26 protein-coding genes and 1 pseudogene are annotated in these 26,241 nt (G+C 66.9%); 13 read left to right on the forward strand and 14 right to left on the reverse strand.

What is annotated here, in order from left to right; all coding sequences use genetic code 11:
• Positions 1 to 200: 200 nt before the first annotated feature.
• Both QH195_RS35305 and QH195_RS29785 read left to right on the forward strand, forming a co-directional pair.
• Positions 201 to 818: pseudogene (locus tag QH195_RS35305) on the forward strand (Fic family protein); the annotation flags it as partial.
• A gap of 310 nt (positions 819 to 1,128) precedes the next feature.
• Complete coding sequence (locus QH195_RS29785) at positions 1,129 to 1,326, forward strand: hypothetical protein (protein WP_280437823.1); 198 nt, start codon at positions 1,129 to 1,131, stop codon at positions 1,324 to 1,326.
• 233 nt (positions 1,327 to 1,559) lie between these two features.
• On the opposite strand, the gene QH195_RS29790 is transcribed toward QH195_RS29785, so the two are convergent.
• Positions 1,560 to 2,795: a helix-turn-helix domain-containing protein gene (locus QH195_RS29790; protein WP_280437824.1), complete on the reverse strand. Its 1,236-nt coding sequence runs from the start codon at positions 2,793 to 2,795 to the stop codon at positions 1,560 to 1,562.
• A gap of 221 nt (positions 2,796 to 3,016) precedes the next feature.
• Here QH195_RS29790 and QH195_RS29795 point away from each other — a divergent pair, with 221 nt between their 5' ends.
• The 3 genes from QH195_RS29795 to QH195_RS29805 all read left to right on the forward strand — a co-directional run bounded on the left by QH195_RS29795 (position 3,017) and on the right by QH195_RS29805 (position 4,203).
• On the forward strand, positions 3,017 to 3,259 hold the full coding sequence (locus tag QH195_RS29795; RefSeq protein ID WP_280437825.1) for a hypothetical protein: 243 nt from the start codon (positions 3,017 to 3,019) through the stop codon (positions 3,257 to 3,259).
• Complete coding sequence (locus QH195_RS29800) at positions 3,256 to 3,546, forward strand: hypothetical protein (protein ID WP_280426730.1); 291 nt, start codon at positions 3,256 to 3,258, stop codon at positions 3,544 to 3,546. The genes QH195_RS29795 and QH195_RS29800 overlap by 4 nt, the downstream gene beginning before the upstream one ends.
• Positions 3,547 to 3,678: 132 nt before the next feature.
• Complete coding sequence (locus QH195_RS29805) at positions 3,679 to 4,203, forward strand: DinB family protein (protein ID WP_280437826.1); 525 nt, start codon at positions 3,679 to 3,681, stop codon at positions 4,201 to 4,203.
• A 151-nt stretch (positions 4,204 to 4,354) separates the two neighbouring features.
• Here the strand turns inward: QH195_RS29805 and QH195_RS29810 are convergent, their stop codons facing one another.
• From QH195_RS29810 to QH195_RS29820, 3 genes are all read right to left on the reverse strand, one after another.
• The gene (locus tag QH195_RS29810) at positions 4,355 to 5,572 is read right to left on the reverse strand and encodes an acetyl-CoA C-acetyltransferase (RefSeq protein ID WP_280426732.1); all 1,218 of its coding nucleotides are present in this window, start codon (positions 5,570 to 5,572) and stop codon (positions 4,355 to 4,357) included.
• A 79-nt stretch (positions 5,573 to 5,651) separates the two neighbouring features.
• Positions 5,652 to 6,524, reverse strand: a complete 873-nt coding sequence (locus QH195_RS29815) for an SGNH/GDSL hydrolase family protein (RefSeq protein ID WP_280437827.1) — start codon at positions 6,522 to 6,524, stop codon at positions 5,652 to 5,654.
• A 103-nt stretch (positions 6,525 to 6,627) separates the two neighbouring features.
• Entirely contained in the window at positions 6,628 to 7,089 is a 462-nt protein-coding gene (locus tag QH195_RS29820) for a hypothetical protein (protein WP_280437828.1), read from the reverse strand.
• Between the two features lie 114 nt (positions 7,090 to 7,203).
• Here QH195_RS29820 and QH195_RS29825 point away from each other — a divergent pair, with 114 nt between their 5' ends.
• Together QH195_RS29825 and QH195_RS29830 are read left to right on the forward strand one after the other, a co-directional pair.
• Positions 7,204 to 8,595, forward strand: coding sequence for a cystathionine beta-synthase (locus tag QH195_RS29825; protein WP_280437829.1), 1,392 nt, complete (start codon positions 7,204 to 7,206; stop codon positions 8,593 to 8,595).
• 106 nt (positions 8,596 to 8,701) lie between these two features.
• Positions 8,702 to 9,646, forward strand: coding sequence for a mechanosensitive ion channel family protein (locus QH195_RS29830; protein ID WP_280437830.1), 945 nt, complete (start codon positions 8,702 to 8,704; stop codon positions 9,644 to 9,646).
• Positions 9,647 to 9,775: 129 nt separating this feature from the next.
• Here the strand turns inward: QH195_RS29830 and QH195_RS29835 are convergent, their stop codons facing one another.
• Both QH195_RS29835 and QH195_RS29840 read right to left on the reverse strand, forming a co-directional pair.
• Positions 9,776 to 10,141, reverse strand: coding sequence for a DUF6401 family natural product biosynthesis protein (locus tag QH195_RS29835; protein ID WP_280426737.1), 366 nt, complete (start codon positions 10,139 to 10,141; stop codon positions 9,776 to 9,778).
• Between the two features lie 80 nt (positions 10,142 to 10,221).
• Complete coding sequence (locus QH195_RS29840; protein ID WP_280426738.1) at positions 10,222 to 10,743, reverse strand: DUF4254 domain-containing protein; 522 nt, start codon at positions 10,741 to 10,743, stop codon at positions 10,222 to 10,224.
• Between the two features lie 433 nt (positions 10,744 to 11,176).
• On the opposite strand from QH195_RS29840, the gene QH195_RS29845 reads away from it, so the two are divergent.
• Positions 11,177 to 12,322, forward strand: a complete 1,146-nt coding sequence (locus tag QH195_RS29845) for a cystathionine gamma-synthase (protein WP_280437831.1) — start codon at positions 11,177 to 11,179, stop codon at positions 12,320 to 12,322.
• Positions 12,323 to 12,425: 103 nt separating this feature from the next.
• Here QH195_RS29845 and greA read toward each other — a convergent pair whose 3' ends face one another.
• Together greA and QH195_RS29855 are read right to left on the reverse strand one after the other, a co-directional pair.
• Positions 12,426 to 12,920 (reverse strand): transcription elongation factor GreA, encoded by a 495-nt coding sequence (gene greA / locus QH195_RS29850; protein ID WP_280426740.1) that lies wholly within the window; start codon positions 12,918 to 12,920, stop codon positions 12,426 to 12,428.
• A gap of 294 nt (positions 12,921 to 13,214) precedes the next feature.
• Entirely contained in the window at positions 13,215 to 13,718 is a 504-nt protein-coding gene (locus QH195_RS29855; protein ID WP_280437832.1) for a DUF4307 domain-containing protein, read from the reverse strand.
• A 121-nt stretch (positions 13,719 to 13,839) separates the two neighbouring features.
• On the opposite strand from QH195_RS29855, the gene mca reads away from it, so the two are divergent.
• Complete coding sequence (mca, locus tag QH195_RS29860; RefSeq protein ID WP_280437856.1) at positions 13,840 to 14,706, forward strand: mycothiol conjugate amidase Mca; 867 nt, start codon at positions 13,840 to 13,842, stop codon at positions 14,704 to 14,706.
• Positions 14,706 to 15,008, forward strand: a complete 303-nt coding sequence (locus tag QH195_RS29865; protein ID WP_280437833.1) for a hypothetical protein — start codon at positions 14,706 to 14,708, stop codon at positions 15,006 to 15,008. Before mca ends, QH195_RS29865 begins: the two co-directional genes overlap by 1 nt.
• 53 nt (positions 15,009 to 15,061) lie before the next feature.
• Here the strand turns inward: QH195_RS29865 and QH195_RS29870 are convergent, their stop codons facing one another.
• A complete protein-coding gene (locus QH195_RS29870; RefSeq protein ID WP_280437834.1) occupies positions 15,062 to 15,460 on the reverse strand; it encodes an NUDIX hydrolase in 399 nt (132 codons plus the stop codon).
• 49 nt (positions 15,461 to 15,509) lie between these two features.
• Entirely contained in the window at positions 15,510 to 16,733 is a 1,224-nt protein-coding gene (locus QH195_RS29875) for a lipase family protein (protein WP_280437835.1), read from the reverse strand.
• 399 nt (positions 16,734 to 17,132) lie between these two features.
• Here QH195_RS29875 and QH195_RS29880 point away from each other — a divergent pair, with 399 nt between their 5' ends.
• Positions 17,133 to 18,530, forward strand: a complete 1,398-nt coding sequence (locus QH195_RS29880) for a lipase family protein (protein WP_280437836.1) — start codon at positions 17,133 to 17,135, stop codon at positions 18,528 to 18,530.
• A 142-nt stretch (positions 18,531 to 18,672) separates the two neighbouring features.
• On the opposite strand, the gene QH195_RS29885 is transcribed toward QH195_RS29880, so the two are convergent.
• Together QH195_RS29885 and QH195_RS29890 are read right to left on the reverse strand one after the other, a co-directional pair.
• A complete protein-coding gene (locus QH195_RS29885; RefSeq protein ID WP_280437837.1) occupies positions 18,673 to 19,812 on the reverse strand; it encodes a hypothetical protein in 1,140 nt (379 codons plus the stop codon).
• Positions 19,813 to 19,898: 86 nt separating this feature from the next.
• The gene (locus tag QH195_RS29890) at positions 19,899 to 20,519 is read right to left on the reverse strand and encodes a suppressor of fused domain protein (RefSeq protein ID WP_280437838.1); all 621 of its coding nucleotides are present in this window, start codon (positions 20,517 to 20,519) and stop codon (positions 19,899 to 19,901) included.
• Between the two features lie 152 nt (positions 20,520 to 20,671).
• On the opposite strand from QH195_RS29890, the gene QH195_RS29895 reads away from it, so the two are divergent.
• Complete coding sequence (locus QH195_RS29895; RefSeq protein WP_280437839.1) at positions 20,672 to 22,720, forward strand: thioredoxin domain-containing protein; 2,049 nt, start codon at positions 20,672 to 20,674, stop codon at positions 22,718 to 22,720.
• 41 nt (positions 22,721 to 22,761) lie between these two features.
• On the opposite strand, the gene QH195_RS29900 is transcribed toward QH195_RS29895, so the two are convergent.
• Together QH195_RS29900 and trhA are read right to left on the reverse strand one after the other, a co-directional pair.
• Positions 22,762 to 24,288: an adenylate/guanylate cyclase domain-containing protein gene (locus QH195_RS29900; RefSeq protein ID WP_280437840.1), complete on the reverse strand. Its 1,527-nt coding sequence runs from the start codon at positions 24,286 to 24,288 to the stop codon at positions 22,762 to 22,764.
• Positions 24,289 to 24,420: 132 nt separating this feature from the next.
• Positions 24,421 to 25,044 (reverse strand): PAQR family membrane homeostasis protein TrhA, encoded by a 624-nt coding sequence (gene trhA, locus QH195_RS29905; RefSeq protein WP_280426772.1) that lies wholly within the window; start codon positions 25,042 to 25,044, stop codon positions 24,421 to 24,423.
• A 416-nt stretch (positions 25,045 to 25,460) separates the two neighbouring features.
• Here trhA and QH195_RS29910 point away from each other — a divergent pair, with 416 nt between their 5' ends.
• Positions 25,461 to 26,240 (forward strand): isoprenyl transferase, encoded by a 780-nt coding sequence (locus QH195_RS29910; RefSeq protein WP_280426750.1) that lies wholly within the window; start codon positions 25,461 to 25,463, stop codon positions 26,238 to 26,240.
• Position 26,241 lies beyond the last annotated feature (1 nt).

A 26,241-nucleotide genomic window follows, 5' to 3' on the forward strand; every position in this document is an offset into this window, starting at 1 on the left:
CCCAAAGGTGGCAACTTCGTCTGAAGACTGCCCCTGGAATCCGTGGTTCTGTGTGGGCCATCTTCGCGTTTCTTGAAGGATCAGTTGCATTTCGGCCGCTAAATCCACTCAGAATGCAACTGAAGTGCCAGTAGAGTGAGATTGTGCGGCTCGAAATGTTCACAAACAGCCCTTCGAGTGTGCTTGTTCCGATCAGCGGAATGGATCCGCGATGGGGCGAGTGGTCGCATGTTGCCTACGTGCCGAACCCGCTCCCGGACCGAACTCCCACACTCGGCGTTCGGACATTCAATGCTGTCGCCAACGCCCGGGCCGCGCTCGCCGCGCTCGACGCCTCGGCGCGTCAGCTCCCCAACCCGGCTCTGCTGCGGCAGCCGACGCTGCGGCAAGAGGCGCAGAGCACCTCCGCGCTGGAAGGAACCTATGCGCCGCTGGAGGAAGTTCTCGGAGTGGATACCGACGAGCAACCCGCTGATGCAGCTATGCGCGAGGTGTTCAACTACGTCATCGCCGCTGATCAAGCTTTTCAGTGGATCGGTGAAGGCCGGGCGCTCACCGTGGGGATGCTCGAATCACTCCAAGGCACCTTGGTGGAGGGGACATCTGCCGACACCGGCCAAGCCGGCCGGATCCGAACCTCCCAGGTGGTCATCGGAAGCCATCGTGGCGCACGCGTGCACGACGCCCGCTTCATCCCCCCGCCGCCCGGAATCGATCTGGAAGCACAGGTTCGCGACTTGGTCGATTGGGTGATGCGCCCCAACGACGACATCGACCCGCTGGTCATGGCAGGAATGGCGCACTACCAGTTCGAGACCCTGCATCCGTTCAACGACGGCAACGGCCGGATCGGACGACTGCTCATCGTTCTCCAGCTGCACCGGTCCGGAGTTCTATCGGAACCGACCCTCACGGTGTCGCCGTGGTTCGAGGCCAGGCGGGCCGAGTATTACCGACAAGCTCCTTGCAGTAAGTGCAGAAGGCGCTTGGGACGGCTGGATCCGGTTCTTCGCCGAGGGTGTCGCGGCGGCGGCGAACACCACCGCCGCCCAGCTCACAGATCTGATCCGGGTCCAACACGACTTGAAGTGCCGACTGCGCGCAGCCGGTTTCCGGGCGGAGAACGCCATGCGATTGATCGATTACGCACTCGAGCAGCCGATTTTCACCGTCCGCAACGTGCAACGGCATCTCGGCGTGACCTACAACAGAGCGAACAGGCTTGTCGGGCAGCTCGCCGACATGGGCATCCTGCTCCAGCACGGAGAAACTTCCTACGGCCGGCGTTTCACCGCCCCCGAAGTGCTTGCCGTCCTGCTGCGCTGAGGCTCTGTAGAGCAGCCCGGACTGGGGCGGTAGGCCGGTACGTCCGTAAGGGGCGATAACGCGGCGCCGCGCACTGGCGACACTTCAGGTATGGAATTCATCTTGGTAGCACTCGCTGCGGGCTATATCGCGATCACTCAGTTCCTCGGCGGTGTTGCCCAAGCCCTGGGCTCGGCCGGCCTGTAGCCGCCCGGCACCGGTATGCGCAACAGTGGGCTGAGCGTGTCCGGTAGTCAGGCGGCCGGCGTGAGCCCCGCTCGCTCGCACAGTTCGGCGACCTCGGTGCGCATTCCCGATGGTGGTTCCTCCCGCAGCGAGTGCAGCATCTGCCGGGCATACCCGTTGTAGCGGATCGTTTCCGGGGCAGTCCGCGCCGCCTTGTCCAGGAGTGCCAGAGTGGCAACGAATTCGCCGCGCTGGAAATAGGCGCGGGCGACCTCGATGAAATGCCGGCTCCGGCGAGGGAGCGAGGCTATCGCGTCGGCATCGAACGAACGCGCCGACTGGATCGCTTCGCCCGACCGGCGTAGCTCGACTCCCAGCGTCGTCGCGTGCGCGGCCATCACCGGGATGGAAAACGACGTCTGCACATGCCGATACTCCGGACCGAGCGCCTGCGCGATCTCATCCGCTTTCTCCCAGTACGCCCAGGCATCGCCGTGCCGTCCGCGGCGGGCATGGACGTAGGCGACTTCCGCGTGCAGCGCCCCGTGGATTCCGTGCCAATCATCCGGCGTCCGGTCGCGGTCGAGGTAAGGGGTCAGCCGCTCGGTGGCAGTCCGGGCGAGTGCTATCGCTTCTTCCCAGCGTCCCGAATCCCGCAATGCCTGAGTCATCGCCCAGGCCCCGCATGCGATCACATACGGGTCGTCGGCCGCGCAGCCTTCGGAGAGGGCGCGATCGGCCACCAGCCAGACCAATTCCGGGGCCGGTTGGTACGCAACGTAGAAGTCCGCCAGCTGGTAGACACCAGCAAGTACGCGCCTTGCCTGTCGAAGGCTGTCGCCGCCTGTCCGGACTGCGCCCTGTGTGTCTTTGATCAGCCCTGGCAGCAGCGCGCCGAGCTGAGTGCGGTGGTCCGGGCTGGCGTGGCGCACTGTCCATGCTTGTCGCAGTCGCACTTCGAGATGCCGGATATTCGGAGGTGAGCCCCGCGGTGCGAGATGGTAATCGGTCAGCGCTGCTTGCACATCGGTCAAAGCGGCGTGCTGTTCACCGGCAAATACGGATACCGGAACCGCATATCCGTTTCCGGTGAGTTCGGCGAGATCCTTCAGCTCCAGCGCCCGCGCGATACGCAACAGCATCGGTAGCCGTGGTGGCTGTAGACGGCCGTTCTCGACGGCCTTGAGCCATTCGGCCGACCGGCCCACCAGACCCGCCAGCACGGGACGGGACATGCCCACCCGCTCACGAAGCTTCTTGATTCGAGCACCGATAGGTACTTCGTCACCGGAATTGATCGCCACCGCAGCCCCTTTCGCTGGTGATCCTGTCTCCCAGCGTAAATGGTCCGAGGTACAAACCGTACCCCGTCAGCGGTTTCGGGATTCCTACCGTTGTTCAGCCTCTCCAACCGAATCGGTTTTATCGAGAGCAGGCGCGGTGAACACGCAACGACTACGACACGAGGTTCCCTATGCGTCACGAGATACCGGTCCTGCCCGTTCGGGCCCCGAACAACCTCGCCATGGCTGCGGCAGTGCGGCTCTGGCAGGCGGGTCGGAAATGGGTTGCCGACGACCCGGCGGTGCTGCGCCGGCTCGCGGACGGGTTACGGGCGCTACCTGCCGGCCATCCCACGCCGCACTGCTTGTCGCGGGAGCCGATTCGCGGGTATGCGCACGCCCATCAGGTGATGGATGTTCATGCCGCGCATCGCTGCCCGCGTTATGCGGTGGCGGCGGCGTATGCGGCGCAGGCGCGCCGGTGACCACACTGCGGCGAGCGATCGTGGTCTGCCGGATCGGTTGCGACAGTGGGGAGATCGTGGAACTTGTGCAGGCCCACGGCCTCCGCGTGGTGCACACGGTCTACACGGATACCGGTCCCGAGCTGACGGCGCGGATTGCCGTCCAGCACGCACTAGACCATGCCGCCGAGGTAGTGCTGATTCCGTATCTGACTGGACGGGAGGTCCGGGAAACGCCGGTGTGGCAGGCGATCATCTGGATCGCGGATCTGGTGACTTCGACCGGTGCCCTGGAGAACGGAACGTGACGAGCCCGGACTCAGTCGGCGGTGGGCGAGGACAGCCGAGCACGAGCTCCTTCGTTGTCGACCGTGCACCCGGGGGTTCGGTCCTGCGAAAACCGGTTGTCCACTCCGGGAGGAATGCACAGGGTGTACGCCATGGACTTGGACTGGAATGCGGAGATACGAGCCCAGCTGGAGGCGCATTGGGCCAGACAGCTGCGCACCCGGCTCGACGGGCTCACCGATGCGGAATACTTCTGGGAGCCGGTGCCGGGTATGTGGTCGGTTCGCCCGGCGGAGGGCGGGTTCGTCTGCGACTTCGCGATACCGCCGCCGGAGCCGGCTCCCGTGACCACCATCGCGTGGCGGCTCGGGCATGTGATCGTCCTGCTGGAGGCGGGTCTGGAACGGTTCGGTCATCCGCCCGTCGATTTCGCCACGTTCCGCTACGCCGGGACAGCGGCGGCGGCGCTGGAGCAGCTCGACACTGCCTACGAGGCGTGGATCGGCGGTGTAGCCGGTCTCGGTGTCACCGGGCTGGCGGCACCGGCGGGGCCGTCGGGCAGCATGCTCGCCGACTGGTCGACCGCGGGAATCGTGCTCCACACGCAGCGGGAGCTGCTGCACCACGGTGCAGAGATCGCGCTGCTACGGGATCTCTATCGAGCCGGTCTCCGCTGACAATCGGTTGCCGGGTCCCCTGCACCGCCGATCGGCGGTGACAGTTCTTCGCTTCCGGTGCCGGGCCTGTTGGGGTGCACAAGTAAGGCCCGGTACGAAATCAGGTTCCGTACCGGGCCTTGCCCGGCGCGTGCGGCCGGAAGCGGCGCAATCAGCTCAGGCGTTCGATGATCATCGCCATGCCCTGACCGCCGCCGACGCACATGGTCTCCAGGCCGAACTGCTTGTCGTGGGTCTGCAGGTTGTTGATCAGCGTGGCGGTGATGCGGGCGCCGGTCATACCGAACGGGTGGCCGAGGGCGATGGCGCCGCCGGAGACGTTCAGTTTGTCCAGGTCCATGCCGAGTTCCCGGGCCGAACCCAGGACCTGCACGGCGAAGGCCTCGTTGATCTCGTACAGGTCGATATCGCCGATGGTCTTACCGGCCAGCTTCAGCGCCTTGCGCACCGCTTCGATCGGGCCCAGGCCCATGATCTCGGGCGACAGGCCGGAGACGCCGGTGGAGACGATGCGGGCGAGCGGGGTCAGGCCCAGTTCCTCGGCCTTGGTATCGCTCATGACCACCAGCGCCGCGGCGCCGTCGTTGAGCGGGCAGGCGTTACCGGCGGTTACCGTGCCGTCGGGGCGGAACACCGGCTTGAGCTGCGAGATCTTCTCGTAGGAGGTGCCGGGGCGGGGGCCGTCGTCGGTGGAGACGACGGTGCCGTCGGGCAGGGTCACCGGGGTGATCTCGCGTTCGAAGAAACCGGCTTTGATGGCTTCCTCGGCGCGGTTCTGCGACCGCACGCCCCAGTGGTCCTGATCTTCCCGGGAGATACCGGTGAACGAGGCGACGTTCTCCGCGGTCTGGCCCATGGCGATATAGATATCGGGCAGGTCGCCTTTCTCCCGCGGATCCTGCCAGCCGGCGCCGCCCTGCGCCCGGGTCGCGGTGCGCTCCTCGGCGGCCTCGTACAGCGGGTTGTGGGTATCGGGCCAGCCGTCGGCGGTGCCCTTCGGGAAGCGCGACACGGTCTCCACCCCGGCGGAGATGAACGCGTGACCCTCACCGGCCTTGATCGCGTGGAACGCCATCCGGGTGGTCTGTAGCGACGAGGAACAGTAGCGGTTCACGGTGGTTCCGGGCATGTAGTCGTAACCCAGCTGGGTGGCGACGACCTTGGCAATGTTGAAACCGGCTTCACCGGCCGGCTGGCCGCAGCCCAGCATCAGATCGTCGATATCGGCAGGCGACAGGGCGGGAACCTTGTCCAGCGCCGCGCGCACCATCTGTGCGGCGAGGTCGTCGGGCCGCATGCTCACCAGCGACCCCTTGTTGGCGCGTCCGATGGGGGAGCGAGCAACGGAAACGATGACGGCCTCTGGCATGAGGACTCCTTTGTCGAGGAGCGTGCGCGGTCCGAAACTGCCCGATCGCGCACTACTCGCGGGTACGATCCCTTCGAATCTACGTCGCGGCGGCCTGCGGGGAAATATCCGCGGTGGCCATATCCCGCTGACCGAGCGATACCAGCAGTTCCGGTAGCAGATGTGTGGCGGCCAGCGCGTAGCCCGCGGCCGAGGGGTGGAAACCGTCGGCCGAGAACAGCTGTTCGGGCGCGGCCCGGAAATCCTTGCTCAGCAGGTCGCCCATTGCCACGATGCGACCGCCGGCCGCCCGGGTCGCCGCCGCCTGCGCCCGGGCCAGTTGCAGGCTCCAGCGGTGCACCACGGTGCGCAGCGGTTCCGGGATGGCGGTGACACTGCCCAGATCCGGGCAGGTGCCGACCACCACGATGCTGCCCGCGCCGTGTAACCGGCTCACCGCCGCGCCGAGCCGTTGCGCGGAGCGGCCGATGGAATGTTTCTTGGTGACATCGTTGGCCCCGACCAGGATCACCGCCGCGTCCGGCGGCGGCCCGGCGACGAACATCGCGTCGACCTGCCCCGCCAGCCCCTTGGAGGTGGCGCCGGATATCGCCTTGGTGCTCAACCGGATGCGCTGCCCGGTGGCATCGGCCAAACCGTGTGCCAGCCGGACCCCGGGGACTTCGGCGGCGGTCCGGCAACCCAGGCCGGCCGCGGTCGAATCCCCGAAGATCATCAGGTGCAGATCGGCGTACTTGCCGGTGCGCCAGGGTTCGTAACCGTCCGGCGAGTAGATACCGTCGGCTTCGGGCGGCTTGGAGGTATCGCGTCCGATCATGCCGCGGGCGGCACCCGCCTGGGTGGTGAGCAGCCGATACGCTGCCCATGACGCGGTCCCCGCCCCGGAACCGAGTGCAACGGTGGCGGCCCCGGCCATCGCGGCCGTCCGCCATCCGATCCGAGTCTCGCCCATGTGCAGCGATTTTACGAGGCCCCCGGAACTCGTGCGAGCGTGCGCTCTGCCGGGTCGCCCGTACCGGCAGGGCGCCCGAGGTCTCGTAGTGGACGGGGTTCAGCTATGCCGGGACCACGAAGCTGCCGCGCGCCGGAATACTCGCGTGGTTCGTGGTCACCACGACCTCGACCCGGCCCGGCCCGGTGTCCTGGAACAGCGAGTACTGGATGCTGCCGTAGATACCGGTCACCACATTGTTGACGTAGCTGCCGGTGGCGCCGGTGTCGAGATTGCGCCAGGTCACCGTGGTCGCAACCTCGCACAGCGGGGCGAAGGGGTGGATGCCGGGGCCCACGCCGACGACCGGGTTGGCGCGGACGTTGATCACCGCCCGGCCCGGCCATTGCTGACTGGTGTCGGCCCAGGTGCGGATGCTGGTTCCGCACAGCCCGCCGTAGGCCAGGGTGGGAACATCGGGGAAGGGATGGGTCGCGGCGCCGGCCGGTGCTGCGGCCGCGGCGATCAGTGCTGTCGCCGATCCGGCCAGAAACACGGTGGCGCGCGCGAACTTCGGCAGCCTCATAAATCCCAGATCCTAAAGGCTCGGGCGCGGGGGCGCCGGATTTGCGGGCGGTGGACGCGGTGCCGCGGCGGACCACGCCGAGGCCACCGGCAACGCCTCTGCAACGATGGGGGTATGCGCATCGCGGATCATGTCGTGGACCTCATCGGCAACACCCCGCTGGTCCGATTGAACTCGGTGGCTCCCGCGGGGGCCGGGCTGGTGGCGGCCAAGATCGAGTACCTGAACCCCGGCGGCAGCTCCAAGGACCGCATCGCGGTGAAGATGATCGAGGCTGCCGAGAAGTCGGGCGAGTTGCAGCCCGGCGGGACCATTGTCGAACCCACCTCGGGTAACACCGGTGTCGGTTTGGCGCTGGTAGCGCAGCAGCGCGGTTACCACTGTGTATTCGTCTGCCCGGACAAGGTCAGCGAGGACAAGCGCAATGTGCTGCGGGCCTACGGGGCCGAAGTCGTGGTGTGCCCGACGGCGGTACCGCCGGAGCACCCGGACAGCTACTACAGCGTGTCCGATCGGTTGACGCGCGAGATCGAGGGCGCCTGGAAACCGGATCAGTACTCCAACCCGAACGGTCCGGACAGCCACTACGAGACCACCGGCCCGGAGATCTGGCGCGATACCGAGGGCACGGTGACGCATTTCGTCGCCGGTGTCGGCACCGGCGGCACGATCACCGGCGCCGGGCGCTACCTCAAGGAAGTATCCGGCGGGAAGGTCGAGATCATCGGTGCCGATCCGGAGGGTTCGGTGTATTCCGGCGGCACCGGCCGGCCCTATCTGGTGGAGGGCGTCGGCGAGGATTTCTGGCCGACGGCCTACGATCCGGCGATCCCGGACGAGATCATCGCCGTTTCCGATGCGGACTCGTTCGATATGACCCGCCGCCTGGCGCGCGAAGAGGGGCTGCTCGTCGGCGGTTCGTGCGGTATGGCGGTGGTGGCGGCGCTCGAGGTCGCACGGCGTGATCCGGAGGCGGTGGTGGTGGTACTGCTGCCCGACGGCGGGCGCGGCTATATGTCGAAAATCTTCAACGACCGGTGGATGAGCTCCTACGGGTTCCTGCGCACCCCGCTCGACGGGTCCACCACCGAAACCCTCGTCGGCGATGTGCTGCGCGGTAAATCGGGGGAGCTGCCCGATCTCGTGCACACCCATCCGTCGGAGACGCTGCGTGACGCCATCGAGATCCTGCGCGAGTACGGGGTGTCGCAGATGCCGGTCGTCGGTGCGGAACCGCCGGTGATGGCGGGCGAGGTGGCCGGCAGCGTCTCCGAGCGGGATCTGCTCTCGGCCGTGTTCTCCGGTCGCGCGCAGCTCACCGATTCGGTGGCTCAGCACATGAGCCCGTCCTTCCCGCTGATCGGATCGGGCGAGCCGATTTCCGCGGCCACCAAGGCGCTGTCGGATACCGATGCGCTCATGGTCGTCGAGGACGGTAAACCGGTCGGCGTGATCACCCGCCATGATCTGCTGGGCTTTGTGAGCACCGGACGGACCGTGCACTAGCAATTATTCCGCAATCTTAGGTTCGAGCAGCTCTTCCGGGGTATAACCAGTCCGGTACCGTTCGTGGCAAATGCCACGTTCGTTCGGAGAGCGAAGGGAAGGGCTTGTGCGAACCTCGAGTTTGGCAATCGATTTCCAGCAGGGTTTCTCTGACGCGTGGAGTTCGATCGCGACCTTCGTGCCCAAGCTCGCCGGCTTCCTGGTCATCCTGCTGATCGGCTGGATCATCGCCAAAGTTGTCGCGACGATCGTCGACAAGGTGCTGGAGCGGGTTGGATTCGATCGTCTGGTCGAGCGCGGCGGGATCGAGCGGATGCTCTCGCGCAGCAAATACGATGCCTCGGATCTGCTGGCGAAATTGGCGTACTACGCGATCCTGCTGATCGCATTGCAGCTGGGTTTCGGTGTTTTCGGGCCGAATCCGGTGAGTGATGTGATCGACGGCATCGTCAGTTGGCTGCCCAGGCTGGCGGTCGCGATCCTGATCGTCTGTATCGCGGGCGCGATCGCGCATGCGGTGAGCGATCTGGTGAGCAATGCACTGGGCGGTCTGAGCTACGGCCCGATGATCGGGCGGATCGCCTCGGTGTTCATCTGGGGTATCGGCATCATCGCCGCACTGAACCAGATCGGGGTGGCCACCGCGGTCACTACGCCGATCTTGATCGCGGTCCTGGCGACGGTCGGCGGCATCCTGGTGGTCGGTATCGGCGGTGGTCTGGTGCGGCCGATGCAGCAGCGCTGGGAGAACTGGCTGGGCGGGCTGGAAGAGGAGTTGCCCGCGGTGCGTGGGCATGCCGAGGCCTACCAGCGCGGCCGCGAGGACGCGTCCCGGCAGCGGGCCGGTGCTCAGCAGTCTGCCCGGGGACAGGCGCCGGGGCCGCGCAACCCGGAGCAGTGGGATCATCCGCAGCCCGCACAGGGCGGATTCCGTGGGGAACCCGGTGAGTTCGGCCAGCAGATGCCGGGTAACGACTACCGGCAGCAGTACGGCAACCCGTACGGCGGTCAGCCGCCCTACGGTGGTGGTGAACCGCGCCACCTGCGGTAAGCGAGTCACCCCAGCGATCCTTCCGCCGTGTGCCGGTTCCGGTACACGGCGGAAGGATTTATCAGGGCCTGGAAATCACTTGTGGTCGGAATCCGCCCCGGTCTGGAGCGACCGGCGGGGAGGGCCGGGTCAATAGGACTCCGGCCCCGCGACACCGGCGGCGACGCCATGGACACTGTGCAGGCAGGCTCCGGCCAGGCGCAGATGCAGCCATTCGGCGGTCGCCCAATCGGCGGGTTCGGTGATCGGGGCGGTCAGCTCGGCCAGGAGCCCACGGATGTAACCGGCCAGCAGGACGGTGGTGGGGATCCGGTCGGCCGAGTCGACGCCCAGCTCGAGGATGTCGCGTACCGCGGCGGCGTGCTGATCCAACTCCGCGGACAGGCCGGGCAGCGCCGCCGCGGCGGCGAGCGCCGGAGCCCCGTGAGTTCGGTGGATACCCTCCAGGAAACGACGGGCGGAAATTTCGAACAAACGGGGACCCAGGGCGAACATTGCTCGATCGTAACAACACGCCGCGATTTATCGAATTGTGATATTCAGCGCAATTCTGCAGGTGGCGGCGGGTGAGCAGGTCAATCGCGGCGCCGTACCGGTTCGGCTCCGGTCACCAGATCGGTCCACTCGTCGGCGAGCAGGGCCAGCCGGTACCACGCCGCGTGCACTCGGTCGTCGGATACACGTTCGCAATGATGCAGCAGGTGGTTCGCGTGCACATGCGCCGCAGCCATCCGGTCGATCGTCGTCCCCGGCGAATCGGCACGTATCCGGCGGGGCCGGGCCGCGGTGGCCTGCGCGCTGACCCAGCGGTCGATCAGCTCGACCACTTCGGACCGGCGGCAATCTATCCCGGCTGTCGACAGCGGATCGCCGTGCCGGCGCCGGTGCAGATGCGCCAAGGCGTTCGCCCAGGTCAGCAGTGGCTGCCCGGCCGGTGCGTATTCGGCGGCGGTGAATGCGGCGACGAGTTCGCGCTGATCGGGTAATCGTAGGGCGGCGGGGCGTTCACGCGAATTCCGCGCGATCCCCGAATTCGGGGCGGCTTCGGCTGTAGTGGCCGGCCGCCGATTGCCCGGTCCGGGCGACTGCGAATTCATAACGCACCTCCGTGTACTTCACCCGGAGCGTTTCCCGACTCGCCGCGGGTGCGATATCAGCGTGCGCTGCCTGCCGGGCAAACGGGTGACACGAAGATGGCCCGAGGGTGACGGTTGGTAACAATGTGCTCCGCTCGGGCGGGACGCGTTGTGAGGCAGTGTATTCGCCGCGAACGGTGGGTGGAGTGCGCCGAAATGGTAAGTGGTGCGGGCTTGCTCGGTGCGGGGCGGCCGATCGAAGAACTGACACCAGAAACTCGCGCCGCCGGGCCGGATCCCGGATTCCGGGGTGGCCGAGGACGGGGCCGAACGGGCCGGGCGGGGTGACCCGCGCTACCGCTCCGAGCTGCGGTTTTCGCCCTCGGCACACGCGCGGCACGAATAGACCCGACCGGCGTGCAACACCCCGGAGCACGACGTTTATGGTGGGGTAATGAGCGAACTGGGATTCACCACCAGGGCTGTACACGCCGGTTACGATCCCGATCCGCGCACCGGCGCGGTGAATGTGCCCGTGTACGCCAGCTCCACCTTCGCCCAGGACGGAGTGGGCGGGTTGCGCGACGGGTACGAATACGCCCGCACCGGCAACCCCACCCGCACGGTGCTGGAGGCCAACCTCGCCGCCCTCGAATCGGGTCGGTACGGCCGGGCGTACGCCTCCGGTATGGCGGCCACCGACTGTGCGCTGCGAGCGATGCTGCGGCCCGGCGACCATATCGTCATCCCGGACGACGCCTACGGCGGCACGTTCCGGTTGATCGACAAGGTCTTCACCGGCTGGGGTATCAGCTATACGGCGGCCGCCGTCGCCGATATCGATGCGATGCGCGCCGCCATCCGGCCCGAAACGAAGCTGATCTGGGTGGAAACGCCCACCAATCCGCTGCTCAATATCGGCGATATTCCGGCGCTGGCCGATATCGCGCACACCTCCGGCGCCAAACTGGTGGTCGACAACACCTTCGCGACCCCGTATCTGCAGCAGCCGCTACTGCTCGGCGCCGATGTGGTGGTGCATTCGACCACGAAATATCTCGGTGGCCACTCCGATGTGATCGGCGGCGCGCTGATCACCGACGACGCCGAACTCGACGCCGCCTTCGCGTTCCTGCAGAACGGTGCGGGCGCGGTCCCCGGCCCGTTCGACGCCTTCCTCACGCTGCGTGGCACGAAAACGCTGTCGCTGCGAATGGACCGGCATTGCGACAACGCCGAAACCCTCGCCGAGTTCCTGTCCCGGAGCCCGGCCATCAGCAAGGTCATCTACCCCGGTATGCCGGAACATCCCGGCCATGCCGTCGCCGATAAGCAGATGCGGCGGTTCGGCGGGATGATCTCGGTGCGGCTGGCCGGTGGCCTCGAGGCCGCCCGGAAGTTGTGCTCACAAACCGAGGTGTTCACCCTCGCCGAATCGCTCGGCGGCGTGGAATCGCTGATCGAACATCCCGCCGCCATGACCCACGCCTCCACAGAAGGGTCTGATCTGGAGGTTCCGGCCGATCTGGTCCGCCTCTCGGTGGGTATCGAGGACATCAGCGATCTGCTGTCCGATCTCGAGCAGGCGCTGAGCCGATAGGCCGGCAGGGATACATATGAACGAGCGGCCGTATCCGGGAAGCCGGATGCGGCCGCTCGTGTCGTTGGCCGGCTCCACGGCGCATTGCGCCGCGGCCGTCACATCAGCTGTGGTAGGGCTCCGCGCTGACCAGCGTCACCTTCATGGTGTTGCCGTTGGGCAGGGTGTATTCGCGGGTTTCGCCGACCTTCGCGTCGATCAACGCGCCGCCCAGCGGAGAACTGGGGGAGTAGGTCTCCAGGTCGGCATTGCCCAGGCCTTCCTCGCGGGTCGCGATGAGGAAGGTCTCGGTGTCGTCTTCGTCACCGTCGTAGTAGACCTTCACGACCGACCCCGGGAGGGCGACACCGGACTTGGTGGGCGCCACGCCGACCTTGGCATTGTTCAGCAGTTCCTGCAGCTGCCGGATCCGGGCCTCTTGCTGGCCCTGTTCTTCGCGCGCCGCGTGGTAGCCGCCGTTCTCCTTGAGATCGCCTTCTTCGCGGCGCTCGTTGATCTCGGCGGCGATGACCGGACGGTTGGCGATGAGCGCGTCGAGTTCGCTCTTGAGCCTGTCGTGCGACTCCGGGGTAAGCCAGGTCACTTGGGTCTCAGTCATCTCGATCACTCCCTAGTAGTTGTCCCCGGCAGGCCGGGATTCCTGATCACTGCCGCACGACCCACCCGCAGGCAGGCATGCTTCAGCCGACGGCTATCGCGATCTGCGGGAAGTTCGAATACCCCGACAGCCTGATGCCGGACCTTTCGCCTACCCGGCATCGACCGCGTCGGCCGCCAATGCAGCAAACACGGCTCCGTGCCCCGGAACCGTGTGTGAAGCCATTTTAGCATGAATCACAAAGATGCAGGTCGGAGAGTTTTTACTGGCGGGTCCGCAATACGGGAGCCGAATTCACTCGGTGCGCAGGTACCCCGGCACGCTGTCGGTGCAGGTGTAGATCGCGGCCGAAGCGGGCTGCTCACTGGCCTCGATGACCGTGCTCACCCGCACCGTCTCCTCGTCGCCCGAGGGGGCGATCACGACCTCGCGGCGGCCGATCTCGGTCAGGTCGCGGGACATGGCCCGGACCACACAGACCACCGGCACCGAGGGGTCGGACCGGGTGAGCCGGATCCGCAGTTCGACCGAGGAATCGTCGAGCACGGTATAGCCGAGCTGTTCGGATTCGATGTCCTTCGGACCGAATTTCGTCCAGCCCACATAGGCGATCCCGATACCGGCCAGCACCACCACGCCGGTGAGCAGCGCGCCCGTCCGGCGCCACCGTTTCGGGCGGGGGCCGCGGCCGTAGCGGTCGGTGTAGTGGTCGTGGCTGCCCGCGCCGGTCTCCCCGCGGGAGGCGCCGGCGGGATCCGCCGCGTCGGTGCGCCCGGGGTCGGACGTGGGCTCGGTCATTATCAAGTGCTCCCGGGGGGTAGCTCGGAACAGAATGGGTCCGGATGGAACTATAGGTAATGAAGTCCGAACACCCGCGACCGAGAGCGACGGTGAACGAGAAGTGAGTGGCCTTCGCCTCATGGCGGTGCACGCCCACCCCGACGACGAATCCAGTAAAGGCGGTGCCACCACCGCCCGATATGCCGACGAGGGCAACGACGTCCTCGTCGTCACGCTGACCGGCGGCGAACGCGGCAGCATCCTCAACCCTGCCATGGACACCCCCGGGGTGCTGGAGCGTATGCCCGAGATCCGGCGCGAGGAGATGGCCGCCGCGGCCGCCGCGCTGGGTGTGCGGCAGACATGGCTGGGTTTCGTCGACTCCGGGCTCCCGGAGGGCGACCCCTTGCCGCCGCTGCCCGAGGATTCGTTCGCCCTGGTGCCGCTCGAGGTGGCCACCGAGGCGCTGGTCCGGGTGGTCCGCGAGTTCAAACCCCATGTGATCACCACCTACGACGAGATGGGTGGCTACCCGCACCCCGATCACATCCGGTGCCACGAGGTATCCGTGGCGGCGTTCGAAGCCGCGGGTGATCCGGAGAAGTTCCCGGACGCAGGCGAGCCGTGGACACCGCTGAAGCTGTACTACGACCACGGGTTCACGATCCGGCGGATGGAGGTTTTCGCCGAGGAGTTCGCCCGGATGGGTGAACCGTTCCCGCTGCAGGAATGGCTGGACCGCTCCCGCAAGTACGCGGTGGAACGCGGTGACATCATGGCCCGGGTGACCACTCAGGTCGAATGCGGTAAATACTTCCCGCGTCGTGACGACGCCCTGCGCGCACACGCCACCCAGGTCGATCCCAACGGCGCTTTCTTCGCCATTCCGCTGGAAATGCAGCAGCGGCTGTGGCCGACCGAGGAGTTCGAACTGGCCCGCACCCGGGTGCGCACCGATATCCCGGAAACCGACCTGTTCGCCGGCATCACCGATGAGTACCGCTGATGACCGTGACGCAACTCTCCGTATTCGCCTCCGGGCTGCTGGCGCAGACTCCGGGTACCCCGACCGGCCCGGAGTTCGGTAAGGCCTCCCCGCTCGGGCTGGCGGTGGTACTGATCCTGCTCGCCGGGACGTTCTTGCTGGTCCGCTCGATGAACAAACATCTGAAGAACCTGCCGGAAACCTTCGAACCCGAACATCCCGAGCCGGATCAGGCAGCCGACGAGGGCACCGAACCCGGCGTGGCCCGCCGGGCCGAAAAGTCCTCGAACGGTGCGGTGAGCGATTCCGAGCGGTCTTCCTAGCCACTGGGTGCCGATTCGGCGGATCCGCGCCGGACCGGCGCGGCGAGTACCGGCTACCAGTCGAGAAGGCCGAGCTGGTGCAGATGCCGGAAAACCAGCAGTGAACCGGGCGCGACTTCGGGCATGGCCGCGTACTCACCACCGGTGAAATACCGGAATTCCGCGATCTCTCCGGTGGGCCTCGGCTCGTCGGTGACCTCGGCGAGGAAACAGGTCATATGCAGCTGGGTTCCGCTCGCGTGGCCGTAGGCCGCGGCCCGGAAAACACCCAGTTCACTCACCTCGGTGACCCCGACCCCCAGCTCCTCGCGGATCTCCCGGTGCAGTGCCTGCACCGCTGTCTCCCCGGTATCGATCTTCCCGCCCGCCATGTAGAAGACGGACTTTCCGACCGAACGGGTCTGGATCAGTCGACGGTCACGAATATGGGCCAGCGCGGCGGTTCTGATCACCCGACCACGGTAGAAGGCCGCGACTACCTGACGACGGCGTGGTCGCCGGTCAGCATTCGTTCGGCGCGGGTTCGCCGCGCAGGCGCGCATCGATCCAGCCGCTGAGTTCGGGATAGCCGCTCACGTAACCGAGCAGGTGCTCGCCGCCGACGACGCGGAAGACGCCGGGAACACCGCGGTCGCACTGTTGCCGATACATGCGCTGGGCATCGCCGAGCGGGATCCACGGATCGTGCAGGCCGTGGTAGATGAACAGCGGTACGGTCGATGTCCGGCCGGTCAGGTCCAGCTGCTCGAATATCCTCGCGGCGAACGGGGTGTCGAGTGCGCCCGCGGTATTCGCCGCGACATCGATCGGAATGCCGACCACACCGAGAGGCCCGGAAGTGTCGCCGCAGATATCGCGCAGCGGTGAGGTCGCCACCCATTGCCCGAGATGATTCATGTACTGCAAGATCTCGGGACGTTCCCGCGATACTGCCAGCGCCACCGTCAGCAGGATCCCGGAGGAGATATTGCCGTTGAACTGGTGGGCCACGTTCGCATTGTCGGTGACCAGGCCACCTGCCGCCGCGCCCACCAGCGAATCGGCCAGTTCCGGTGCGTACTCGTCGAGCAGCATGGCTGTCGCGTAGGCGGCGATCGCACCACCGGAATAGCCGACGGCCACATATCGGCTGGCACCGAACTCGGCCGGTGCGTGGGCGCGGACGGCGCGAATCGAATCGAGCATGACGTGTCCGGCGATATTGGGTTCTGCGTAGGCCATCAGCGGGCCCTCGTGGTCCGGCATGAGGACCGCGTATCCCTTGTTCAGCGCCAGCCAAACCGACGGCAGGAAGACCGGGAAATCGCCGTTGGGCCGGTCCAGGAGGTCGTGCGACAACTGGAAGCCCGGGGTGCAGTGGGTACCGAGCGAATTGATCGGCATCGCGTTCACTTCCACCGGGCGGGGCCCGGGTCCGGTCCATGCGGCCGCCGGCACGATCAGCGTCGCGGTTCCGAATGTCGGACCACCCGTGGCCGATGTGGACCGGTACTTCAGCAATGTCGCCCGCGCGATGGGGGTCGCCATTCGCACGGCGGCCGTCGCGGTGATGTCACGTGTTTCGATGATCTGGCCCGGGGCGAGCGTCGCGAGGTCGGCGGGCCAGGTGTCGAAGATCGGATCGCCGACCGCCGACGGCAGTACCCCGCGCCACAGCGCCTCGTCGGGTTCGCTACCTGTGAATTGTGATGGAGCCGGGATCGTGTTGTCGATCCACTCCTGCATGGGTGACGGATTCGACACTTCCGGCTCTGCCGTTGGTTCCGCGGAGGCACGGGGTAACTGCCCGCCCAGCGACGCACAACCGACAAGCACAGCAACCATGATCGCCAGAAGCGGCTTCACGCGTACCTCACCCTCTGTTCACACACTCCCACCAGTATCGGTGGCTGCCTGCGGTGAGCCGCAAATCGAGGCAGGAGATCGGTGCAATCTCACAGTGAATCACGTGGTCGCCCTGTGGTTTTCGCCACGGTCCCGAGGGCATCAAGATCAGTAGAATGACTGCGCTGCTCGAAACGCACAGTGCGTCATAGCGTTCGGCTACGAGACGGCATCCGATCAACAAGGCGCCCACGATGCCTGTTGGCACCGACCTGTTCACCGATCGCTGAAGGACACGTAATGAATGATCGACCTGCGCGGCTCTTTCGCGGGCGGTCGCTACGCATGCTGCTGATCACGAGCACGATCGGCTGCCTGCTCCTGACCGGACAACACTGGGCCGCCGCCGAGGGGCGCGCCGAGCCGGTGGCACCGTCGGAACTGCAGGAACAGATCGATGATGTGATACCCGCGCCACCCATTCCACCGGCAGCCGCACCACCGCACGCCGATATCGCCCCCGAACTCGCGGCACTGTGGCATGCGGTGCAGTCCTCGCCGTCCGGCGATCCCATCTTCGATACGTGGCCGGAGCGGCTGGGTGATTCGAAACCCGGCGATATCCTCGAGCAGCGGGATGTGACGGCTACGGCGGCCGAGGTGATCACCGCGCCCGTCGGCCGCGCCCGGTTGCTGAAATACCGCTCGACCTCCGCGAACGGCGAACCTTCCTACGGCACGGCGACAGTGGTCACCCCACCCACCGCATGGCCCGGTCCCGGAACCCGGCCGGTCCTGGTAGACGCCCGGCCGATCAACTCGCTGGGCAAGCGTTGCACTCCCGGTTACTCGCTGGCGCACGGACTCGGCGGCAACGTCAGCGGCAGCAGCGCCACCGATGCGTTCCCGCCGACCGCCTCCTGGGCTCTGGACCGGGGCTACGCCGTGCTGATCCCGGATCATGAAGGTCCCTGGATGGCCTACGCGGAACCCAATGTCGCCGGACAGGTCATACTCGACGGGATCCGCGCCGTACGGTCGCTGCCCGATGCCGAATTCGGCGACAGCCGTTTCGCCGTCGGCGGCTACTCCGGCGGCGGTATCGCCTCCTACGCGACGGCCATGCTGCTCGACGAATACGCCCCGGACCTGTCCGACGTCGTCGCCGGTGTGAGCACCGGTGGACTGGTCACGGACAATCGCGATATCGCCGACCGGTTCAACGGAAATTTCGCCTCCGGGGTCCTGCTGGTGGTCGTCCTCGCGATGGCGCGTGAACACCCCGAAATCCTCGGGCACCTGAACAACCTGGCGCAGTGGGCCGCGACCTCTCCCCTCAAGAACGCCTGCGGGGAGCTCGCCGGCCCGATGGGCGTGATCGGCATACCGATCGATGTCACCGCGAACGTCGCCGATCCGCTCGACAGCGATGTCGCCGAAAAGATCTTCGCGCGTACGGACCTGAGCGACCGCACCGCCGGGGCGCCGCTGTACATCTACCACGCGGCACACGACCTGTGGATCCCCATCGAAGGAGCGCGCGAACTCTACCGGCAGCAGTGCGCACGCGGTGTTCCCGCCGTGTTCCGCAGCGAACCCGGTGAACACGTGAGCGGGCTCGGCACCGGCTTCCCCGGTTCCTTCGCCTGGCTCGACGCCAGGCTGCGCGGAGAACCCGCTCCCGACGAATGCGGTTGATCGGTTGAACCGGGCCGCCCTTTCGGGCGGCTCTCAACGTCCGAGGACTTCTTCACCCGACCCGGCAATTTGTTCGCGACGACGCCGTACGGTCACGTTCGCTCGCGTGAAAGCTGTTGTGCTGTAGATGCACCTGGAACATTCACCCGGGAAGTTGCTCAACATCCGAACCGGCGGCGGCTCGGGCAAGGACCGCTTGGAGTTCTTCCGGCGCGAGTTCGTCCATGACCTGCACGTCTGCGGGCAGAGACCAGAATGTGCGGTCCGAGCCGATGATGCGCCTGGCCCAGGGCGGGCCGACCACCAGCGTTCGGACTCCCTCGAAAAGGGGTACGTCGCGGGGATTCCCTTCGCCCCATACCCAGCACTCCTGCGCGACGTTACTCGGCTCTGCGACGTCGTATACGGCCGCACGGAAGTCGTACAGGTTGAACGATCCCACGATGTGGTTGCGTGGACAGTCGTCCACGATGCCGCGCAGATGGTCGAAGAGCTCAGGAGGGTTGTGCTCCGTCGGGATGCCGCACCGGCCCAGAGCATCGGCCAGCAGGACATGGAGAGTGAAGTTGTCGGCGATGCCATCGACCTGGACGCGAAAACCCCGGCCCTCCAGCGGGCACAGGACCAACCACGTCTGGTCGAGCTCCACGCCGAGCAGAACATCCAGCCAGTGCGCACCGGCGTCGGCGACGGAACGGGTAGTGGCGACGAGTTCCCGATCGGCGATTGCCCGCCGGAGCGAATCCCGATCACGGGTCAGTGCCGCCACGGCAGGACGTACCCACTGGCCGAGCCAGTAGAGGCTCGTCGCGCCCGGCCGGTCGTCCGCCATCCCCGCCCGGAAAAGATCACGAGGGATGGGTCGGCCGTCCACACGCAGCGCGGCGTCGGCCATCGTCTCCCCGAGGTCTTCCCTGTCCTGCTCGTTGTCGCCGGCGACAGGCGGTTCGAGCTGGTCCAGGCACCGATCGGCGTAACGGCGAGCCGCCCGGAGCACGGGCACCAGCTTCGGCAGGAGTGCATCGACGAGCATGTGGGCAGATGCGCCGGCCTCGACCAGCGCGCCGGCGGTGATCGCCACATGGGCAACGCCGTCACCGTCTTCGACCCGGGAACGGGACAGCCGGCCGAGCAACACTGTGAAAGCCTCGTCCATATCGCCGTCCCGTGCGTCGAGAGCCGCATACATGGTGTCCTGGGCCGCGCGAACTCGCGCCGGCTCCCAATCGGTTCCATCGACGACCTGTATCAAGTCACGTGCCGCCGCTACGATATTGGCCATCTGTTCTCGTGTCGTCTGGGTTTTCCGCGATACCGGGAGTATTGCCGGGTGCCGCCGGTCCCGCCTGTCAACTCGCCGAAATCGGTTCAGCCGGCGATCAGCGGTCCACGATCGATGTCGGTGACGTGGAGGGGAAGGTAACCGGCGAGATGGTTCAGTACCGCGGGACTGTTTCCGCCGCGGGCTGTTCGATATTCCTCCTCGGTGAGACCGACGATCTGAAGGAATCGCAGGATGCCGTGCGGCGTGGCCATTTCACCGAGTTCGGGGTCGATGGTGAAGGCCATGGCGCGGATCGCGCTGTCGGGCCGGTCGGCCGCCAGCGCACCACTGGCCCGCATGGTGTGGCCGGGTTCGAACCGATTGCCGGAGTCGAACACGTAGCGCCCGAGCTTTTGCAGAAGTACGGCGGGCCACATAGGTGGCTGCGACTCATCCGGCCGACGAACCAGTCGGAAGGTGAATTCGAATCCCCAGCCGGAGATCTCGGGATCGGGTGAACTCTTTTCATACAGTTCGGACATGCCGAAACCGATGTAATGCCAATGTGGCAGCGGGCCGTCGTGCTGGTAGATGCTTATTCCGTCGAGCGGATCAGGTCCCCCCAGCGCCCAAGGCTGTTTCGTCCCGAGATGAAACGGCTCGGCATTCCCGTACAGCTGTCGAAGGCCCGCATCGATAGCGGCCCAGCCCGGTGCTTCACTCACCCGACGAACAGTAGTTGCGATTCGTGATCGACCACCCGCCGAAACGACTCAAACACTTGTAAGGTCTGGCTGCGCCGGCCGGTGAACCGATCACGGGATTCGGGCGAGCGGCGGTTCGGGCCGGTTTCGCACGGTTGTGGAAGGCTGGAGGTATGAACCGTCTGGCCGGTGCGACCTCGCCCTATCTGCGTCAGCATGCCGACAACCCCGTCGACTGGCGGGAATGGGGTTCCGAAGCGCTGGCGGAGGCTGCTGCCCGAGACGTGCCGATTCTCCTGTCGATCGGGTACGCGTCCTGCCACTGGTGCCATGTGATGGCGCACGAATCGTTCGAGGACGAGCGCACGGCGGCGCAGATGAACGCGGAGTTCGTCTGTATCAAGGTCGACCGGGAGGAACGTCCCGACCTCGACGCGGTGTACATGAACGCCACCGTCGCCATGACCGGTCAGGGCGGGTGGCCGATGACCTGTTTCCTGACCCCGGCGGGCGAGCCGTTCTACTGTGGGACGTACTACCCGAAGGTGCCGCGCGGCGGGATGCCGTCGTTCACGCAGCTGCTCACCGCCATCACCGATACCTGGCGCAACCGGCGCGCCGACGTCGATACCGCGGCCGACCAGGTGGCCGATGCGCTGCGCGCGCAGGCGAGCGGGCTCCCGGAGAGCGAATTCCGGATAACCCCGGAACTACTGGATCATGCCGTCGCGGCGGCGGTCCGCGATTTCGACGAGGTGCACGGCGGTTTCGGCGGCGCCCCGAAATTTCCGCCGGCCGCGCTGTTGGAAGGGCTGCTGCGCAGCTGGGAACGCACCGGCGATCCCGAAGTGCGCGAGGTGGTGGACCGTACCGCCGAGGCCATGGCCCGCGGCGGTATCTACGACCAGTTGCGTGGCGGGTTCGCCCGCTATTCGGTGGACGCCGCGTGGGTGGTCCCGCATTTCGAGAAAATGCTCTACGACAACGCGCAGCTGCTGCGGTTCTACGCGCATCTGGCCCGGCGTACGCCGGACGATCCGCTGCCCCGGCGGATCACCGAGGAACTGGTCGGCTTCCTGTTCGACGATCTGTCGACCGCGAACGGTTTCGCCTCGGGCCTCGACGCCGACACCCAGGTCGAACCGGGCGCGCCCGGGATCGAGGGCGCCACCTACGTGTGGAACCCCGCCGAACTGGCCGGCGAACTCGGCCCGGTCGACGGGGCCTGGGCGGGCGAGGTTTTCGGGGTCACCACGGCCGGCAACTTCGAGCAGGGTAGCTCGGTACTCACCCGTCTCCACGACCCCGAGGACACCGAACGATTCGAGCGGGTACGCACCGCCTTGCGGGCCGCCCGGGACCGCCGCCCGCAACCCGAGCGCGACGACAAGATGGTCACCGCCTGGAACTGTATGGCGATCACCGCGCTGTGCGAGGCGGCCCACGCACTCGACCGGCGCGACTGGTTCGACGCCGCCTACGAGTTGTCCAGGGTGATACTCGATATCCACGTGGTCGGCGACCGCGTGCTGCGCGCCTCGCTGGGCGGAGTCGCCGGAACCTCGGCCGGTGTGCTCGAGGACTATGCGTGGCTGGCGACCGCGCTGCTGGCATTGCACCAGTACTCCGGGTCGGCCGGATGGCTGCCCGATATCCAGCGGATCCTGGATTCGGCGATCACCCATTTCGCCGACCCGGACGAACCCGGTAGCTGGTTCGATACCGCCGATGATGCGGAAACGTTGATCGCGCGACCTCGTGACCCGATCGACGGCGCCACCCCGGCTGGTGCGTCCGTGCTGGCCGAGGCGCTGCTGACGGCCTCCGCCGTGGTGGAACCCGAGCACGCCGGCCGCTATCGCGAACTGGCCGATCAGACGCTGGCCCGAGGTGCGGTGGTGCTCGCCAAGGCGCCGCGTTCGGCCGGGCAGTGGCTCACGGTCGCCGAGGCCGCGCTACAGGGCCCCTTGCAGATCGCGATTTCCACCACCGGCTACGTGCCGGTGGGTGATGTGGAGTTGCTGGAGGTCACGCGTACCCACGCGCCCGGCGGCGCGATCGTCGTGCGGGCGACCGCGGATACCGTCCCGCTGCTCGCCGATCGCCCCGCGATCGAGGGCACCGCCGCGGCCTACGTGTGCCGCGGAACAGTCTGCGATCTCCCGGTGACCACACCGGATGATTTACGTGCTGCCCTGACCAGGGAGTCCGCATCGGGGTGAGGCGCGGTGAAACGATGAGGAGCCGCCCGGGTGCCGATTTCCTACGCTGTCGGCCCGGGTTCCCAGTCGGTCCACGACGACGTGGGCTCGCTGATCCCGCGTAGCGCTACGGCGCCGTACTTCACCCAGTTCGCCCGCTCGTCCGCCGCGGCCGCGTCGACAACGCTCTGCGACACCAGGATGCGCCGCGGGACCTCCTTGGCACGGGTGGTGAGCCGGGCGGCGGCATTCACCGCATCGCCGATCACGGTGTACTCGCGCCGGGTGTCGGTCCCGAGATCGCCGGCGAACACCCGGCCCCGGGCCACCCCGATACCGATATCCAGCTCCCCGGCCGCCGCGATCTCGTCCCGGATCCGGCGGGCCGCGCGCAGTGCGGGGGTCGCATTGTCCGCCAGGGCGATCGGCGCGCCGAATATACACAGCGCCGCGTCGCCTTCGAACTTGTTGACCAGGCCGTCGTTGTCCTCGGTGGCCGCGACCACGGTCGCCATCAGCCGGTTGAGTTTGGCGACGAATTCCTGCGGCGGCAGTCCGGTGGATATCGCCACCGACCCGGTGACATCCACGAACAGGGCCGTCACTTCCCGCACATCACCGGTCAGGTCGACCCCGCCCGCGAGGGCGCGTTCGGCGACCTCCTCGCCGACATGCCGGCCGAACACATCGCGCAGCCGTAGCCGCTCCCGCAGATTCGCCGACATCTCGTTCACCGAATGTTCCAGCCGGCCGATCTCGCTGGCACTGCCCACCGGTACTCGCACGTCCAGATCGCCCCGGGTGATCCGGTCCACCGCGATCCGCAGGGTGCGTAACGGGGTGGCCACTGCCCGGGCCAGAGCCCAGGTGGCCGCCGCCCCGACCACCAGACTGATCGCCGCGAGATAGATTCCGGTGCGGATCCGGTGCTCCTGGGTGGCGGCCGGATCGGCCAGCACCACGATCAACGCGCTCAGCGGCATCGCACCGGATACCGCCCAGGCCAGCCCGACCCGCACGAACACCGAGGAACTCCAGTGCATGGTCGCGCCGAGGACACCGGCGACGATCGGCACCACGGGCCGGATCACCCGGTCGACGACGAGATAGGTCAGACCGGCCGATTCCAGGCCGCCGATGGTGAACATGGCGAGCAGGACGACGAAATCGTTCTCCGCGGTGAGCCGGGCCAGCAGCCCCGCCGAGATCACCACCCCCGGTGTCCACATGGCGATCGCCCGGAGAGATACCGCGATGGGCAGGTGGAGCAGGCGGCGCGCCTCGTTCGGGGTCGGTTTGCGGGACTGGTCGAGCCAGCCGAAGTAAGCCATCCGGTCGCGGACGGCCAAACCGATCCCCGCCAGGATCGCCAGCGCCGGATAGACGGTGACGGCGGCGAGCGCGCCCAATTGATCGGCGCCGACCCGGCTCGGGAATCCGATGAGCCAGAGTTCGGTGACGATCACGGCCAGACCGGCGAAATGCGCGGCGATCACCATCAGCGACAGGCCCCAGCGGGCACGGACGCTCCACAGCATCAGCCGGGAGATCGCGCCGGGCCGGCGCCGGACCGTACCGCCGTCGCTCATCGCCGGACTACCCGCGGCGGCCGCGGTCGCCGGAGCGGCCGGTATCGAAGGACACGAGTCAGCAGCCTAATCGACACAGCTGGGCATATGCCCACTATCGGCATGCGATCCGGCCCATTGTGCGGCGGCCGGTCAATCCAGCAGAACCAGCCAGATCGCCACGTAATGGCACAGTGCGGCGAACACGGTGGCGGCGTGGAAGAACTCGTGGTGGCCGAAGGTGGTGGGCCACGGGTTCGGCCATTTGGTCGCGTAGAGCACCGCGCCGATGCTGTAGGCCAAACCGCCGGCCACGAGCAGCAGCACCGCCACCGGACCCACCGATCGGTAGAGTTCCCCGCCCACCGGCACGACCGCCCAGCCGAGCAGCAGGTACAGGGGCACTCCTACCCAGGGCGGGGCATGCGGCCACAGCATCTTCAGCGCGACCCCGGCCAGGGCCCCGGCCCACACCACCGCCAGCAAGATCCGGCCGGTCGAGGCAGGCAGCCCGAGCAGAGCGAACGGGGTGTAGGTACCGGCGATGAAGAGAAAGATCATCGAATGATCGGCGCGTTTCATCCGGACCCGGGCCCGCACAGTGGTCCAGGTGATCCGGTGGTAGGTGGCACTTATCCCGAACAGTGCGCAGATCGTGAGCCCGTAGACAGCGGTCGCGACGACAGCGGTGGTCGATACGGTCGTGGCGGCGGCGACCAGAGCGATCACCGCGACGGCTGCGATCCCGGTGGCCCAGGTGTGGATCCAGCCACGCATCCGGGGTTTGACAAGCGCGACCAGGGATTCGGCGGGGTTGGGTACCGGATCGTCGTCATCGGGGCTTCGCGCGGTGTCGAGGCCGGGAGCACGGCTCTCGCCGGCGCGGGTATACCGCCGCCGGTTGCCGGGATCTTCCGGCGGCTCGCCGGTGCCGGATCTCGGGTCTGCCGGGTCGAACACGGAACCTCCTGAGCGGCTGGGCGTGGCGGCGACGGCTCGGACTGTCCGGGTGACCCGGATGATTCGCCGTTACGGCCCACCGGTCAATCCTTGACTCGCCAGTAACCTACGGCAGCGTAAGTTGCTTCGATCGTTACTGTACCGGGTTCGCCGCGAACACGGGCCACTGTGTCCTACCCCACGTTCGGCGGCGAATGCGGATGAAACCCGGGAAAGGCGTACTGTAGGTCGTCGTGGAATTTCCGAGTCGGCTGCGGGGCTTTCCCTATCGCATCTACGAGGCCCGTCTGGCCAAGAAGCTTGCGGATAAACAGCATCCGCGCCACGTCGCCGTGGTGTGCGACGGCAACCGCCGCTGGGCCCGGGAGAACGGGTTCACCGATATCACCCACGGGCACCGGGTCGGGGCTCTCAAGGTCGCCGAACTGGTCAGCTGGTGTGAGGCCGAGGGGATCGAGCTGGTCACCGTCTACCTGCTCTCCACCGAGAACCTGCGCCGCGGACAAGAAGAACTGGAAACACTGTTCGAAGTGATCACCGATGTGGTCGAGGAACTGGCCGCCCCCGAGCAGAACTGGCGAGTGCGAATCGTCGGCTCCCTCGACGGACTGCCCGATCTGGTCGCCAAACGGATGCGCACCGCCACCGAACGCACCCGCGAACGCACCGGCACCCACGTCAACGTCGCCATCGGCTACGGCGGCCGCCAAGAGATCGCCGATGCGGTACGTCAGCTGGTCCGCCAGGAGATCGCTGCCGGGGAAACCGGGGAGGACCTGGTCCAGTCGATCACGGTCAACGCCATCGGTCAGCACCTCTACACCTCCGGGCAACCCGACCCGGATCTGGTGATCCGCACCTCCGGCGAACAGCGCCTCTCCGGTTTCCTGCTCTGGCAGAGCGCCTACTCCGAAATCTGGTTCACCGAGGTCTACTGGCCCGAATTCCGCCGCGTGGATTTCCTGCGTGCCCTCCGTGATTACGCCGCCCGCCACCGCCGTTATGGAACCTGAG

Source organism: Nocardia carnea (genome assembly GCF_029868855.1).
GTDB lineage: Bacteria > Actinomycetota > Actinomycetes > Mycobacteriales > Mycobacteriaceae > Nocardia > Nocardia carnea_A.